The sequence below is a fragment of the Pauljensenia sp. C0170B5 genome, assembly GCF_056590195.1.
The window spans coordinates 1-14,940 of the sequence record NZ_JBWPVR010000002.1; the positions used below are offsets into that span (position 1 = coordinate 1).

Genomic DNA, 14,940 nt, shown 5'->3' on the forward strand with positions numbered 1-14,940 from the left:
GAACCACAGGTGACGGGGCGCGTCACCATGAATGGGATGAGGCCGCGGATCAGGTCATCCAGATCAACTGAACGCTCCACCTGGTAGTTCTCATGAGTGCCGTAGGCCGCACCTTTACCGTCGGTATTGTTCTTGACCAGGACGAGCGGCACCTCCGAGCTGGCATCGATATGTGCCATGATTCGGCGCGCAATCTCATCACCGGCCCTGTCCCACAGCACTGCTTCGCGCGGTGACGAGGTTTCAGGTGCGGAATACTCCGGATGTGCGTGGTCGACGTACAGGCGCGCACCGTTGGTCAGCACCGCCACCGTCGGGGTTGGCAGTGCGCGCTCACTGTCACTGGGGCGTTCCAACGCTTCCACGCCCCCTGACGGTGCCAGGTGGTAGGGATCATCGGTCAACAGTGACGGGTCGGCTGCGGCACGGGACAGGCGCATACCGCGCAGATCATTGAGCGGGTCCTCACCCGTGTAATCCCATCCAACAGGGTCGCCCTCGCGTGACAGCTGTCCGCCTGCAGCGATTGCCTGCGTGGACAGTGCGACCGCATTTGCCCACGGGTTGCCTGGCTGATAGACACCGAATTCTGTTTCGGTGCCCATGATGCGGTGGACGCTCATTGTGGATCTCCTTGAATGGGGGTCACGGATTGAATATCATCACGCACTCCCACGGTGCGTGCCCAGTCCACTGGCGAAGACGTAGCAGCCAGCTCCATTGATTCGCGCATCTCTTCTTCCACGCCGCGCAGCACGTGTTCCTGGCTCAGCCCCTGCTCGCTCCCGCCAAGCGTGGCGCGGATAGCGTGTTTCTTGGCTCGCTCCACGCTCGAGGCGATCAATGCGCCTGAAACGATGTCACTCAGGTACAGCGTCGTCTGCGCGCCTGAGGTCAGCGTCGCGTGGAACAGTGCAGTGGACTGATCGCGTGCATACAGACGCTCCACGGCGGCGTCGATCATCTGATTGAGGGCCTCCTCGTGGCTCCCATAGCGGGAAATCTCGCTCGCTGCAATCGGGACGTGCGTGGTCAGATACTTCGTGAAGATGTCGCGCGCGCCCGTCCGGTCGGGTCGGTCGATGCGTATACGCACGTCGAGGCGTCCGGGCCGCAGTACAGCAGGGTCGATCATGTCGGCTCGGTTGGATGCGCCAATGATGATGACATTGTCGAGGGCTTCCACTCCGTCCATTTCAGCCAGAAGCTGCGGGACAATCATGGTTTCCACGTCAGAGGAGATACCTGCGCCGCGCGTGCGGAACAGAGCTTCCATCTCATCGAAGAACACGACAACAGGGATCCCGGTTGCCGCCAGTGCACGAGCACGGGAGAAAATTGCCCGAATCTGGCGCTCCGTCTCCCCCACGAATTTGTTGAGCAGTTCGGGGCCCTTGATAGACAGGAAGTGGCCGCGCACGCCTGATTCGGTCTGCGACAAGGCGTTTGCCACTGCTTTGGCAATGAGTGTTTTACCCGAACCTGGCGGCCCGTACAGCAGGATGCCTTTGGGTGGGCGCAAGCCGTAATCGCGGTAGAGCTGCGGGTGACGCAGCGGCATCTCGATCGAGTCACGCACACTGGCCAACTGCTGATCCAGTCCGCCGATGTCATCGTAGGTGACGTCCGGGACCTGCGGGGTGAGCAGCTGCTCGACATCCGAGCGGGTGACGCGTTCGATGGCCTGACCGGCGCGCAGATTCGCCATGACGGAATCGCCTGCCCGTACGCTTCCGTGCCGCAGTGGTCCGGCCAGCGTCAGAACCTGTTCCGCGCCGCCTTCCAGGGACACCAATACGCGATCGGCGCCCAGTACTTCCAGCACCGATGTCAGTGTCCCGGTGCGCTCGAAGTGGTCCACACCCACCACGACCATGTTCTCGTTGAGGCGTACCAGCTGTCCGACGGCCACCGTTGACAGGTCAACACTGGAGTCAACGGTCAGGCGCATGCGTTTGGTGCCCACCATCGCATCGATCTGACGCGCGGCGGTATCGACCGCGAGAACTGAGACGAATGTGTGTGGAGGCTGCTGAGAGCGGTGGATTTTCTCGTTGAGTTGGACAAGCTGTCCGCGGGCCGTCGACAGGGCACGTGAGAGGCGTTCGTTCTTCTCTTCCAAAGAAGCGACAGATCGCCGCAACGCGTCAACGGTCTGTTGGTCGGCAGACGTGCTCACTCGTACCCTCCTCGCGAGTCAGTTTTAGTGGTCATTCAACACTATGACGATCAGTGGGATTCCTCCAGATCCTTCCGAACCGTGGTCTGTAATGTTTCTCCCACCCAATGTTCGCTGCGCGCAGTTGCGTCACGACGCACTCGCCGTACTTTCTTGTCACTGGGCACTCGCTGCCCGATTGACGAGGGTGTCCACCCATCCTCGTCGTCCCACATTCCGCTCTGTCCTTCAGCAGCCGGAGCGGGGCGGCGTTGGGCGGTTTGCGGACGGGTGTGCGGTGCCAACAGACGCGTGGTGACCAGAAAGCCGGTATGGGCCACCATGCGGTGTTCGGGACGCACGGCCAGCCCTTCGAGATGCCACTCGCGCTGCATCGTTTCCCACGCCAGTGGCTCTGTGAATCGTTCGCATGCGCGGATATCTTCGACCAGACGGGACATCTGGGTCACTGTGGCGACGTAGCACGTCAATACTCCTCCGTAGTTCAATGCGTGTTCCACGGCTTGAAGGTTCTCCCACGGGGCCAGCATGTCGAAGACGATGCGATCCACGCTATGCGCCTCGCATCGATTGAGCACATCAGCCACCTCGCCTACTTCCAGGGTCCACGCGGGGTGGTGAGAGCCGAACCAGAGATCCACATTGGCGCGCGCAATGTCCGCAAAGTCTTCGCGGCGTTCCACTGAGTGGAGGTGGCCGTGTTCGCCTACCGCGTTGAGCAGTGCCAGTGTCAATGCACCTGATCCCACACCTGCTTCCACTACGCGTGCGCCGGGGAAAATGTCCCCCATATGAATGATGGTGCCGGTGTCTTTGGGGTAGATCACCGTTGCGCCGCGCGGCATCGACATGACGTAGTCGCTTTGCAGGGGTCGCAGCACCTGGAATGAGCGTCCTTCAGGCGTGGTGATCACCTGGCCGTCCGGCTGACCGATCACGGCGTCGTGATCGAGCCATCCGCGATTGGTTTGGAAGCGTCCGCCCGCCACCAGCGTGATGGTGTGGAATCGTCCCTTCGGGTCGCGTACCTGCACCCGATCGCCTTCGCGCAGTGGCCCGCGCCGGTTTTCCTGACCTAGTTCACTATGAGTACTCATCGCTGGGATTGTATCCACAACCGGAGCAGGCGAGCACGCAGATGCCGGTGCGCGGCGTTACGGTAGGCACATGCAGTCTTCATCATCGTCTGAACAGTGGGCGCCCGCACTGTCGGTGTCGCGCGCCCGCGATTTCATGAAATGCCCTCTCAAGTTCCGCCTGTTAGTTGTGGATCGCATTCCCTCGCCCGCCACACGTGCCACGGCGATGGGCACCCTCGTACACGCTGTCCTCGAGCATCTCTTCGACGTGCCGCAGCACGATCGCACCCCTGAGCATGCTCAGGAACTGGTTGCCCCGCAATGGGAAGTGCTACGCAGCAACGATCATACAGTGATGGATCTGTTCGATTCTGAAGAGGATTTGCAGTCATGGATGCGTGACGTGCGAACCGTAATCGAGCAGTACTTCCATATCGAGGATCCACGATGGCTTGAACCGGTTGGACGTGAAGAACTGATCACTGTGGTGATGCCCGAAGGCATTCGTCTGCGCGGATTCATCGACCGCATCGATCAGGCTCCCACAGGCCAGCTGCGCGTTGTGGACTACAAGACAGGCAAGGCTCCCAGTCCACGTTTCCAGGACGAAGCTCTCTACCAGATGCGCTTCTACGCATTGCTGCTTCAGCTCACACGCGAACTTCCGGCCCGCACGCAGTTGGTGTACATCAAGTCCGGTCAGGTCCTCACCTTGGACCCCACCGACGCCGACATGATGGACATTCGCGCCGATGTGGCACAGCTGTGGGAGCGCATCGAAAGTGCGGCTCGCCAACGTCGTTTTGTTCCGACAAAAAACCCGCTGTGCAACTGGTGCCACGTGCAGTCCATGTGCCCCATCTTTGGCGGTCAGGTGCCCGATATTCCTGAAGAAGGCATCGAGCGTGTACTGTCCATGCGTGCGAGTCAGTAAGTCACCCTCGTCAGGCTGCGACTCCCCCGGGCGTCAGGACGCCGGTCAGCAGCAGGATCGCGACGAGGGCGGCCAGACCCAGGCGGTACACGACGAAGGGGCTGAACGAGCGGGTGGAGATCAACTTGAGGAACCACATGATCACCACGTATCCCACGCCGAAAGCGATGAGCGTGGCCAGGATCGTCGGCCCGACCGCAACAATGTCACCACCACCGATCACCTTGGCCATCTTGTAGAACCCCGATGCGAAGACGGCGGGCATGGCCAACAGGAATGAGTAGCGCGCTGCAGCTTCTCTCGTGTAGCCCAGCGCGCGCCCCATCGTGATGGTGCCACCTGAACGGGAGACGCCGGGAATGAGAGCCATCGCCTGAGCAAAGCCGTAAGCAATGGCATCGCGCCAGCTCATGCGGTCAAGGGTGAGTTCCCTGCGCCCCAAGCGATCAGCCGCGCCGAGCAGCAGACCGAAGAAAACAAGCATGGCCACCGTGATCCACAGGTTACGGAATGATGTGTCGATCCAATCTTCGAGCAGCAGTCCAAGGATTCCGATCGGCAGGGATCCGACGATGATCATCCACCCCATGCGCGCATCGGGATCGGCACCGCTGACGCGCTTGGCGGGGCCGACTACGGGAAGGGAACGCGCCCATTTCGACACGATCCTCACGATGTCTTTCCAGAAGAACACCAGCACTGCGGTTTCAGTTCCGATCTGCGTGATCGCGGTGAAGGCAGCTCCCGGATCTGCCTGTCCGATCAGCTCTCCCACAATGCGCAGGTGAGCAGATGAGGAAATAGGAAGAAACTCCGTGAGGCCCTGAACCAGCCCCAGGATGATTGCATCAAGCCAACTCATGAGGCCTACTGTACGGGCACCACGCCGATTCCCCTACCGCGCCACCCGGTCACCACCACACTACGGTTACAGTATGCGCACTCGTTTTTGCGGCCGTTCGGGCCTGAGCGTCTCTGATGTTGGACTCGGCACACTCACGTGGGGCCGCGACACCGATGAGCACGAAGCTGAAGACATGCTGCGCCATTTTGTCGATGCCGGTGGGAACCTGATCGAAATTGCACCAACGCACGGAGACGGCGCGGCGGTGGACGTCCTCGGGTCGCTCATCAGCACAGTCAGTCGCAATCAGCTCGTGATCGCACTTCGAGGGGGCGCACACCTGGATGCGTCCACTAAGTGGCGTGCCAGTGCGGCGCGCGGCGACATGCTCGCCAGTCTGGACGATGCGCTGGCCCGGTGGCACACCGATTTCGTTGACCTGTGGCTCGCGGAGTTCACGCCGCACATTCCGGTCGACGAAACACTGTCCGCGCTGGAGGTCGCCTGGCGCTCGGGTCGTGCGCGCTACGTAGGGATCGCTCACGCATCGGCGTGGACGGCGGCATCAGCATCGACGAGGGCGGCCCTGGCGGGGATGCCTGTGGTTGCGTTGGAAGATTCCTGGTCACTGCTGGATCGCGGCCTCGAGTCTCAGGTGTTTGCACCGGCACGCTCAGCCGGGATGGGAATCCTGGCGCATTCGCCACTGGCGTGCGGCGTCCTGACCGGGAAGTATCGCCATGCCACTCCCCCAGATTCACGCGCCGCGTCACCGCACCTGCGTTATACCGTTGAACGCTACCTGGATCCTGCTTTGTCTGGCACGCTCAACGCCCTCGAACGCGCTGCTCAGGGGCTTGATCGCACGAGTATGGATGTGGCGTTGGCATGGGTGCGTGACGCTGAGGGTGTGGCAAGCGCGATCGTCGGTCCGCGCACGGTCCGACAGCTCGATCAGCTGCTCGAATGTCAGGATCCACTTCCTGAGCAGATCCGAACGGTACTCAGCGAAGTATCTGATCCGCGCGTAGATTAGTCGTCCTCGTCGTTATCGTCGTCCAGGTCGATCTGGTCGTACTCGTCATCGTCGAAGCCGTCGAAGCTGTCATCGTCATCATCTTCGTCGTCGCCGTCGTCCTCATAGTCGTCATCATCGTCGTCGTCATCATCTTCATCCAGAATGTCGAACGGCAGTTCAGCGTCGAATCGTGTGAAGAGAACGTCGTCGTAGGTGAAGAACGCATCACGGAGGCGTTCTTCTGCCTGCGAAATGACGGCATCCGACGCGGCTGTGCCGCCCTGGACGACATCAAAGTGGTGCTCAAATGCTGCGATGAGTAAGTTCAGCGCGTCGCGAGGATCTTGTGTCATGCTCCCAGCCTACCTGTTCACGCCTAAATTGACGTGCTCAATTCAGGGAAGATTCAGTTGCGAGCGGATAACGGAAACCATCAGATCAGTGCCCTTGATCTCCGCTGTCTGTTCTGCACCGAGGATACGCATATTCCCGTCTGCGTCGATCAGCTGCGATGCACCCATCGACGGCCCGAGCGGCAAGATGACCCACTCCTTGGTGGGTTGGTAGGAGATATCGGGCTCTCCGCCTTCCAGCTGATGCGTGATATTGGCAATGACAACTCGGGCTTGCTGACGTGCCGCATCTGCGCGCTTGGATTCACGCACGTCGGTGATATCACCAATGGCGTACACGTTGGAGTGTCCCTTGACCTGCAGCGTGGGATCAACACGAATTGTTCCGTTCGGGTGAAGAAGTTCTTCGTATTCCGTTCCCGCCAGGTATCCGGAGTTCGCTGTCGCGCCGTAGCACTGGAACCATATATCTGCCTCGATCTGGTCACCGTTATGCGTCTGAACACTGAAGCGTCCTAGCTGGCCGGCCTGAATCGGCGGCAAATATGCCAGCGGGGAGCCTGTCACCACGCGCACACCCAGTTCGTCGAGCTGTTCCGTGATCGCGTCGCGAAGCTCCTGTGTGTAGCCAGGCGTGGACAGAATGGAGTCACCGGATTCAACCAGAATGATCTCCAGATCAGGGAACGCGCTGGCCAACTCACCTGTCATCTCAATGCCGACGGTGCCTCCGCCTACCAACATGACCGAGCCGGCCGATGTCAGTGCGTCGTGGAGCTGTTCAAGGCGCGCTTTCGCCACAGTCGCTTTCGAGGAGGAGTACTTTGCGGGGAACGGATACGTTGATCCACTTGCCAGGATCACGTAGTCCGCTTCGATGGGGTCGTGCCCAAAGACATGCACCGTCGTCCCCGTCACTGACGAGACGACGCCCTGGATCACCTGCCCATTCTTCAGCAGGTTCGAGTACGGCATGAAAATGGCGTGCTCCCACACCTCGTCGACCGCTGCCCGAAGTGCGGCCGCGTGGTGAACGAATTGGTCCTTCTGCTCAATGAGGATCACGTCAGCGACTGGATCCAGTCCTTTCGCGACGGTGACACCACCGTACCCACCGCCGACAACTACCACTTTGGTCACAGTTGATCTCCTTCGTTGATGATGATGCCATCATCTCACGTGTCAGTCGTCCAGGTGGAGCACGCGAGCAATATTGGGTGGGAAAAAGTTCGGTCCCTTCAGAACTTTTCCGTCCTCACGACGCTTCACCGACCCATCCGGCATGAGTTTGGACAGGTTCGATGCCTGAACTTCTTCCAGGACCGCATCCAGGTCGATGCCTGATTCCAGTGCCATCCCGTAGATGACGTAGACCAGGTCGGCCAAAGCGTCAGCGGTCTCGACGATATCGGAGGTGGCATGATCGCCTTCAGCTGCCTGCTGATAGGCCTGCTCGATGAGTGTCCTCGCGTCAGGTCCCCACATGGCTCCAATCAGTTCGCTGAATTCCTCAGCGATCAGGCTCATGCGCATCATGACACGGTCGTAGTCCAGTGTGGGTTCCCCGCCGTCTGCCACACGGTTGGGCATGTGGTAGGTCGAGTGGAACTCGCTGACCAGTTCCTGGGGGCTACGCGTGCTGCGGCCCGGTGTGTGCGAGGTGCCACTGCGCCGCCCCATCACCGGTGCGGGTGCAGCCGGCCCGTCCCACGGTGCAGCAGGCTCCATCGTGTCATCTGGTTCAAGGAATGCTTCCCAGATTTCTTCACCCTTGTCGTTTTCGACTTGCCGCCCTCGTTTGCCTGCGTGGAAGCCCAGTCGCCACGCCACGCGCCACGATGGCCAGTTGCCGACCCGTGAGCGCCACACGAGGCGCGGCGCGTTCAGCGTATCGAATGCGACGCGCGCAGCCAGGATAAGTGCTTCGGTAGCGTAGCCTGATCCACGGCTGTCGGCGCCTACCCAGTAGCCCACATCGAGCGTCCCGTCCTCGGATTGAATCCGCATCGACAGGGTGCCCACGAGCGTGTTGGTGGCCACGGTGCGGATCGCCCAGTGTGGCTCGTTCTTCTCCCAGCCGGCGGTCGCGACTTTTTCAACGAATTCCCTGGCCTGGTCACGCGAATATGGCGAGGGAACCGTCGTCCACTGCATGATGGCAGGGTCCTGGCACAGACGGTAGATATCGTTGGCATCGTCACAAGCTAGTGGCACCAGGGAGATGCGCGCACCGGTGACCGTGAAGGGAGCGAGCGACATTGAATCCTCCTTTGGATGATCGCTTCAGGCTTCAGCGTGAGTGTGTTCCCACGCGGTCGCCAGCATAGTCCCCAAGGCCTGCGCATTCTGTGCGCCCTGGATCACAAACTTCTGATCGATGAGCATGGTGGGAACCGACTCAATACCCATTTCAACGGCGATCTGGTAGTCGGAAACTACATCTGCTGCTCGCTGCTCATCAGCGAGGGCGGCCACCACATCTTCTGCTGACATACCGACTCGCTTCGCACACTGAATCAACACCTCCGGATCGGAGACGTCCTGACCCATTTCGAAGTGGGCACGATCAAGCGCTTCAGCCAGAGCAAGCTGAGTGGTATTCGCACCTGTCAGCGTGTCGTGCGCAAGGTCGTGTTCGTAGGCTGCGGCGAGGAGCCGGTGTGCGTTCGAGGTGGGCGCCACCACCATCGTTTCGAAGTTGAAGGTGATGTCCTCAGCCATCCCCAACTCAGTGAATTGAGCCAGGCTCTTGTCTGCATCTTCTTCTGACATTCCACGATGTGCTGTCAGGTATTCGCTTTGAGATAGCTCCAACGGTTCTGCTAAGTCAGGGTCAAGGAAGTAGGCGTGAAGTCGAATCTCAACCTCGTCAGCATGCTCGAATGAGCCCAGGGCCGTGCGCAGGTGGTGAAGACCCAGATAGCACCACGGGCATGCCACGTCAGACCAAATGTCGATGTGCATGTTGGCAACTGTCTCATAACTTTGCTCGATTGTCAGGGTGCCCGGGCCTTTGTCACCTAACTCATGAGCAAATGTGACGTGTCGCTCGTTCATATTGGACGTTTCGATTTGCCGACAGGTACCATTGTCGTGTTAAAGTTCTATCCGCTCTCATTGAGCGTTGCGCGGGTGGCGGAATAGGCAGACGCGCTAGCTTGAGGTGCTAGTCCTCGCTTTAGAGGGTGGGGGTTCAAGTCCCCCTCCGCGCACAATGGGCAGAATGGTCGCGACACCTTGCGGTGTCGCGATTATTTTTAACTCTGCTCTACAGTAGAGACGTGGAAACTTCTCGCTGGACCTGTGTACTTTTCGACGTGGACGGCACAATTGTCGATTCGGCAAGTGTCGTTATCGACTCGTTCCAACGCACACTTGCACACTTGAACTATCCGTCTCGTTCACGCGATGAGCTGGGGAAATACGTCGGCCCACCGTTATGGGACTCCTTCATGGATCTGGGGATGGATGCTGAGCAGGCTGACAATGCTGCCACCATCTACCGTCACTACTATCGTGAACTGTTCCTTCAGCCAGAACCGTATCCCGGCATTGGACAGCTTCTGGAAGATTTGCATGCCGCCGGATACGCCTTGGCTACGGCTACCTCAAAACAGGAATACATGGCGCGCGACCAGATGGTTCATCTGGGTTTTGATCGCTTCATCGATGTCATTGCGGGAGCCATCCCAGATCCCGCCTATTCGAAAGCTCATGTGATCCGCGATGCACTGAAGCGCCTGGAGGAAAAAGGCCTCGACATTTCTCGCCCCGTCGTGGTAGGTGACCGTTCATGGGACCTGCAAGGTGCTCTGGAAGTCGGTCTGCCGGCGATCGGGGCAGGCTGGGGCTATTCGCATCCTGGCGAGTTCGATCAGGCACTGGCAGTTGCCCACGATGCCGACGAACTGCGCCAGCTGCTGATGGGAGATCACTCATGACTGATTCATCACGCACCTCAAAGTTCGGCAATCTGAAGCAGAACCTGAGCCGGTTCGTACGTTCTCCGCACGTCACTCAGGTGCCGGCCACGACGCGCACATCCACGCCGGCACACCCTGCCTCATATCACACACCCCGACGGCGACGCGTCTCCTCACCTCCGACCAAGCATTCGCGGGCCAATACTGCCGTGAAACGACCCGATCTGCCTGACTGGCTGCGTAAATCCGGCCTGGCAGCGTGGGCCCTGATCGGCATCATGATCATCGTCGCCGCCGTCGTCTATGCTCTGGCACGCGTCACCCCGGTCTTCATCGCTGTTTTCGTCGCACTGGTGGTCACTGCGATTCTCAATCCCGTGGTCAATTTCCTTTCGCGCTTCATTCCGCGTGGCCTGTCAGTGGTTCTGACATTGCTGGGATTCTTCGGCATCTTCGCAGGTTTGATGGCATTGGTCGTCAACTCCGTGATGGGACAGTGGACGAGGCTGGCCAATCAGTTCTCACGCGGTCTGGATGTGATCTCCGATTTCCTGTCCTCCCTGCCATTCGACATCAAGGTCACGCCGCAGGATGTGTCCGCATGGATGAACGACATGATCGCCAAAGGCCAGCAATACGTCCAGCAAAACTGGAGCAGGCTGGCATCCGACCTCCTGTCAAATGTCTCAGCCGCTGCCATCACGTTCACAATCGCCGCACTGGGCTTGTTCATCACGATCTTCTTCCTGCTGTCGGGAGAAAAAATGTGGCGCTGGTTCCTGGATGTCACACCGGCACGCAGGCGTGAGCCTATCCATCGCGCAGCTCTGGCAGGATGGGACACTTTCTCGGGCTACGCGCGCGGCACGATGATCGTGGCCGCGACCGATGGTCTGTTGGCGGGGATCTTCCTGCAGATCCTGGGCGTGCCGGTTGCGCCCGCATTGGGCGTCCTGGTGTTCATTGGTGCCTTCATTCCCCTGATTGGTGCGCCCGCAGCGATGATCATTGCGATGATCGTGGCTGCTGCAAGCGGCGGTTTGATGCAGGCCGCCATCGTTGGCCTCGGCATCGCCGGCATCGGCCAGCTCGAAGGTCACGTTCTCCAGCCCCTCATCATGGGCAAGCAGGTGTCTTTGCACCCTGTGGTTGTCGGTGTTGGCGTCACCGTCGGTACACTCACGGCGGGCCTGCTGGGTGCCGTCATCGCGATCCCGATTATCGGCGTGATCTGGTCTGTCTTCTCTGAACTGTATGAGCGTGATGCACCGATCGAAGATCCGCTGCCTGAACGCCGCAATGCGCCCGACGTTGAGGAAGAGCACGAGAACAAGATCGGCACCAGAATTGTGCGTTTTTTCCGCAACCGCGGCGACGACGAATCCGAGGCTGACCGCCAGAAAACCGAGGCTTCAGCGGAAGTCTCGTGATCGGACGCGCATCGGCATGTGCAGCTCTTTGAGCGAATGTGCCCGGATCATGACGACACCCTCGCCTCTTTCGACAGTGCCACTGACGATCAGCGCCTGCGCTGTCGTGGCGGTGGTGCGATAACGCGTCCACAGTCCCGGTGAGCACACAATGTTGGCAAACCCGCTTTCGTCTTCTAAAGACACGAAAATCAGGCCGCGCGCTGTGTGGGGACGTTGGCGGTGCGTGACAATACCAGCGACTGACGCGATGGACCCATCGTCACCTTTCTCCATCAGGTCACGCGCTTTCACGACGCCGCGATCATCAAGGAATGAGCGGATCAGGGCCAGCGGATGTTCTGCCACGGTCAGGCCGGTGGCCTGATAGTCGGCGCGCATCTGGTCAACATCGCTCATCTGCGGCAGGTTCCCTGGCGTCGTGCCCACCTCGATACCAGGAATATACGGCTGATACGCGTGTTCTTCTGCCACTCGCTCGGCACCCCACAGTGCGTCTCTTCTGCTGATTGCCAGCGAATCGAAAGCACCGGCTCGCGCGCATGCTTCCACCTGGCGCTCGGTGAGGTGAGCACGCTGCGCCACGTCACTCATACTGGAAAACGGACCGTCAGCTCGCGCATCGACGATGCGGTGGGCACCCTCCCCCAGTCCGCGTATCGATTCCAGCCCGATCCGAATCATGGCATCGTCATCCATGTCCAGTTCAACGCGTTCGTTTGCACATCGCTCGACAGCCGGGTCGTAGGGCTGGACGCATGCGGATACGTCAGAAAACTGCACATCGGCCCGAGCAACTGCTACGCCGTGACGCCGCGCGTCGTGGATCAGGCTATCCGGAGAATAAAACCCCATAGGCTGACTGGACAGGATACCTGCGTAGAAGAACTCCGGGTAGTGCACTTTCAGCCAGGCTGACGCGTAGACGATGTGAGCGAAGGAAAAGGAGTGCGACTCAGGAAAACCGAACGATGCGAAGCCTCGGAGTTGATCAAAAATCCTGTGTGCGCATTGCTCAGAGATTCCGCGTTGACGCATTCCTTCCATCAGCGGAGGTTTGAGCATGTCCATCTGTTTGAGTGAACGCTTCGACCCCATCGCCTTGCGCAAGCGGTCAGCTTGCGCCGCGGTGAAACCTGCCGCATCCTGCGCGATGCGCATGAGCTGTTCTTGAAACAGCGGAACACCCAGAGTCTTTTCCAACGCAGGCTTGAGCAGCGGGTGCAGATACGTCACCGCTTCTGCGCCCTGTCTTCGACGCAGATACGGATTCACTGCCTGCCCCTGGATGGGGCCAGGTCTGATCAGCGCCACCTCCACCACAATGTCGTAGAAGCAGCGCGGCCGAAGGCGTGGCAATGTATTCATCTGCGCGCGCGACTCCACCTGAAACACTCCCACCGTGTCAGCTGCGCACAGCAGGTCGTAGACACGTGGATCCTCTTCTGTCAGATTATGCAGTCCCAGCGCGCGCCCGTTCCTGCCGGTAATGCCGCGCTCCCCCAGCCAGTCGAATGCCCGGCGAATGGCGGTGAGCATTCCTAATCCCAGCAAGTCGAATTTCACCAGTCCGGCATCAGCGCAGTCGTCCTTGTCCCACTGGAGAACGGAGCGGCCCTCCATGGCTCCCCACTGCACGGGGCAGATATGACTGACCGGTGTGCGCGTGAGCACCATTCCTCCGGTGTGGATTCCCATGTGACGCGGAAGGTCGGACATTTTCTGTGCGATTCGAGTGACCTGATCAGGGGGCGGGTCGCCCTCGCTCTTGCTCCACTTCGTCGCAACACCGGCGGCATATCCGCATGCGCGAGCAGCATCACGGATCGCTGAGCGGTGCCTGTAGGTGATGACGGTGGCAACCTGTGCGGCGCGTTCACGCCCATAGTGCTCGTAGACATGTTGGATGACTTCTTCGCGCCGCCCTGCCTCGATGTCGACATCGATATCAGGAGGGCCGGAACGTCCAGGCGACAAGAAGCGTTCAAAAAGCATTGAGTGACGCACCGCGTCAACTGCAGTGATGCCGAGGGCGAAACATACGGCTGAATTGGCGGCTGATCCTCGTCCCTGGCACAGGATGTTGCGGGAGGCACAAAAGTCAACGATTTCTTTGACGATCAGGAAATATCCCGGAAAATCCATGCGTTCGATGATGGACAGTTCGTGGTCAATCACCTCCCACGCATGGGGGTTGTCTGCCCGCGTTCCGTAACGTTCGAGGGCGCCCTGTTCAGTCAGATGACGCAACCATGTCGCGGACGTAAATCCCTCGGGCACCTTCGTTTCAGGCAGTCGGGGAGCAACGAGGCGCAGGTCAAAACTTGCGTGAGATCCGATGTCTGCCGCCATGCGAACAGCATCCGGGTAGTCGTGGTACATCAGCAGCATTTCTTCTGCGCTGCGCAGAAAAGAACGGAAGGCCGGCAGGTGCGGTTCAGCTTCTTCCAGTGACATTCCCAGTCGGGTGGCAGCCAGGACATCACCGAGGGGCCCGGATACCGGGGTGGCACATCGCGCGGCCGTTGTGGCAACCAGCGGCACGTGGGCACCTGTGGCCAATTCACTGAGTGCACGCAGAGTCTCAGGTGGCTCCGTGGGGCTCAGCGCGCTTTCGACGGCGACGCGGTCACGTCCAAAGATACTGATCAGGCGTGTCAACATGGAGCGGGCGGCCGACATGCCACCCGCCCGCAGCGCTCGACGCAGCGGGCCACGCGACGTGCCGGTGAGCACTATCCACTCCCCTGCACCCAGTTCGTCCAGCATGTGTATCGGCGTGCGCCGACCTGGATGAGAAAGGGTGTGCCGACTCATTGCCGCACACAGCTGCGTGTATCCACACGGATTCGTGGCGATGATGGGAAGACGGATGCCGGGTTCTTCGGCTCCGGGAACCAGTCCCCATCCAGGCTGGGCTGAAAATTGCTGCGGATCCAGGGTCAGTTCCGCCCCGCACACAATCGGCAGTCCGCGCGCTCGACCGGCAGTGGCCATCTGTATTGCAGAATACATACCATCGACATCCAGTACCGCAAGCGCCTCCAGGTTCAGCGCGCAGGCAGCATCGACCATCTCGCTGGGCATATTGGCGCCGTCGAGGAATGTGAATGCGCAGTGAGCATGTAATTCCGCGTAACGAGCAGGTTCGACCACTCCACCATCATATCGAACATCTGT

General features: G+C 59.9%; 13 protein-coding genes and 1 tRNA gene. 5 read left to right on the top strand and 9 right to left on the bottom strand.

Annotation, left to right across the window (positions count from 1 at the left end; genetic code table 11):
* The 3 genes from AC1EJZ_RS03250 to AC1EJZ_RS03260 all read right to left on the bottom strand — a co-directional run.
* Window positions 1–623, bottom strand: a 623-nt coding sequence (locus tag AC1EJZ_RS03250; RefSeq protein ID WP_480293957.1) for a proteasome accessory factor PafA2 family protein, incomplete at its 3' end; no start/stop codon positions are given.
* Entirely contained in the window at window positions 620–2,179 is a 1,560-nt protein-coding gene (gene arc, locus AC1EJZ_RS03255) for a proteasome ATPase (RefSeq protein WP_092648547.1), read from the bottom strand. The genes arc and AC1EJZ_RS03250, both read right to left, overlap by 4 nt.
* A gap of 50 nt (window positions 2,180–2,229) precedes the next feature.
* Complete coding sequence (locus tag AC1EJZ_RS03260) at window positions 2,230–3,276, bottom strand: tRNA (adenine-N1)-methyltransferase (protein ID WP_092648546.1); 1,047 nt, start codon at window positions 3,274–3,276, stop codon at window positions 2,230–2,232.
* A 70-nt stretch (window positions 3,277–3,346) separates the two neighbouring features.
* On the opposite strand from AC1EJZ_RS03260, the gene AC1EJZ_RS03265 reads away from it, so the two are divergent.
* Complete coding sequence (locus AC1EJZ_RS03265) at window positions 3,347–4,192, top strand: RecB family exonuclease (RefSeq protein WP_480293958.1); 846 nt, start codon at window positions 3,347–3,349, stop codon at window positions 4,190–4,192.
* Between the two features lie 10 nt (window positions 4,193–4,202).
* Here the strand turns inward: AC1EJZ_RS03265 and AC1EJZ_RS03270 are convergent, their stop codons facing one another.
* On the bottom strand, window positions 4,203–5,054 hold the full coding sequence (locus AC1EJZ_RS03270; protein WP_092648544.1) for an undecaprenyl-diphosphate phosphatase: 852 nt from the start codon (window positions 5,052–5,054) through the stop codon (window positions 4,203–4,205).
* 73 nt (window positions 5,055–5,127) lie between these two features.
* Between AC1EJZ_RS03270 and AC1EJZ_RS03275 the strand changes: the two genes are divergently transcribed.
* Entirely contained in the window at window positions 5,128–6,072 is a 945-nt protein-coding gene (locus AC1EJZ_RS03275; RefSeq protein WP_092648543.1) for an aldo/keto reductase, read from the top strand.
* On the opposite strand, the gene AC1EJZ_RS03280 is transcribed toward AC1EJZ_RS03275, so the two are convergent.
* Genes AC1EJZ_RS03280 through AC1EJZ_RS03295 form a run of 4 tightly spaced genes read right to left on the bottom strand, consistent with a single transcriptional unit; the run spans window position 6,069 to window position 9,464 of the window.
* Window positions 6,069–6,407, bottom strand: coding sequence for a DNA primase (locus tag AC1EJZ_RS03280; RefSeq protein ID WP_070726651.1), 339 nt, complete (start codon window positions 6,405–6,407; stop codon window positions 6,069–6,071). The genes AC1EJZ_RS03275 and AC1EJZ_RS03280 overlap by 4 nt on opposite strands.
* A gap of 42 nt (window positions 6,408–6,449) precedes the next feature.
* Entirely contained in the window at window positions 6,450–7,547 is a 1,098-nt protein-coding gene (locus AC1EJZ_RS03285; RefSeq protein ID WP_058236623.1) for an NAD(P)/FAD-dependent oxidoreductase, read from the bottom strand.
* Between the two features lie 42 nt (window positions 7,548–7,589).
* A complete protein-coding gene (locus AC1EJZ_RS03290) occupies window positions 7,590–8,666 on the bottom strand; it encodes a GNAT family N-acetyltransferase (protein WP_480293959.1) in 1,077 nt (358 codons plus the stop codon).
* Window positions 8,667–8,690: 24 nt separating this feature from the next.
* On the bottom strand, window positions 8,691–9,464 hold the full coding sequence (locus AC1EJZ_RS03295; RefSeq protein ID WP_257590416.1) for a DsbA family oxidoreductase: 774 nt from the start codon (window positions 9,462–9,464) through the stop codon (window positions 8,691–8,693).
* A gap of 69 nt (window positions 9,465–9,533) precedes the next feature.
* Here AC1EJZ_RS03295 and AC1EJZ_RS03300 point away from each other — a divergent pair.
* From AC1EJZ_RS03300 to AC1EJZ_RS03310, 3 genes are all read left to right on the top strand, one after another.
* A tRNA-Leu gene (locus AC1EJZ_RS03300) sits at window positions 9,534–9,619 on the top strand.
* Between the two features lie 69 nt (window positions 9,620–9,688).
* On the top strand, window positions 9,689–10,348 hold the full coding sequence (locus AC1EJZ_RS03305; protein ID WP_092648541.1) for an HAD hydrolase-like protein: 660 nt from the start codon (window positions 9,689–9,691) through the stop codon (window positions 10,346–10,348).
* The gene (locus tag AC1EJZ_RS03310; RefSeq protein WP_480293960.1) at window positions 10,345–11,760 is read left to right on the top strand and encodes an AI-2E family transporter; all 1,416 of its coding nucleotides are present in this window, start codon (window positions 10,345–10,347) and stop codon (window positions 11,758–11,760) included. The genes AC1EJZ_RS03305 and AC1EJZ_RS03310 overlap by 4 nt, the downstream gene beginning before the upstream one ends.
* Here AC1EJZ_RS03310 and AC1EJZ_RS03315 read toward each other — a convergent pair.
* On the bottom strand, window positions 11,743–14,916 hold the full coding sequence (locus AC1EJZ_RS03315; protein WP_092648539.1) for an error-prone DNA polymerase: 3,174 nt from the start codon (window positions 14,914–14,916) through the stop codon (window positions 11,743–11,745). The two genes, AC1EJZ_RS03310 and AC1EJZ_RS03315, sit on opposite strands and share 18 nt — an antisense overlap.
* Window positions 14,917–14,940: the final 24 nt, after the last annotated feature.

Excerpts from the sequence above, each read along its gene's own strand:
- AC1EJZ_RS03290 (WP_480293959.1), bottom strand. The coding sequence starts at position 8,666 with ATGTCGCTCGCTCCCTTCACGGTCACCGGTGCGCGCATCTCCCTGGTG.
- AC1EJZ_RS03275 (WP_092648543.1), top strand. The coding sequence starts at position 5,128 with ATGCGCACTCGTTTTTGCGGCCGTTCGGGCCTGAGCGTCTCTGATGTT.
- AC1EJZ_RS03260 (WP_092648546.1), bottom strand. The coding sequence starts at position 3,276 with ATGAGTACTCATAGTGAACTAGGTCAGGAAAACCGGCGCGGGCCACTG.
- AC1EJZ_RS03295 (WP_257590416.1), bottom strand. The coding sequence starts at position 9,464 with ATGAACGAGCGACACGTCACATTTGCTCATGAGTTAGGTGACAAAGGC.
- AC1EJZ_RS03310 (WP_480293960.1), top strand. The coding sequence starts at position 10,345 with ATGACTGATTCATCACGCACCTCAAAGTTCGGCAATCTGAAGCAGAAC.
- AC1EJZ_RS03265 (WP_480293958.1), top strand. The coding sequence starts at position 3,347 with ATGCAGTCTTCATCATCGTCTGAACAGTGGGCGCCCGCACTGTCGGTG.
- AC1EJZ_RS03270 (WP_092648544.1), bottom strand. The coding sequence starts at position 5,054 with ATGAGTTGGCTTGATGCAATCATCCTGGGGCTGGTTCAGGGCCTCACG.
- AC1EJZ_RS03280 (WP_070726651.1), bottom strand. The coding sequence starts at position 6,407 with ATGACACAAGATCCTCGCGACGCGCTGAACTTACTCATCGCAGCATTT.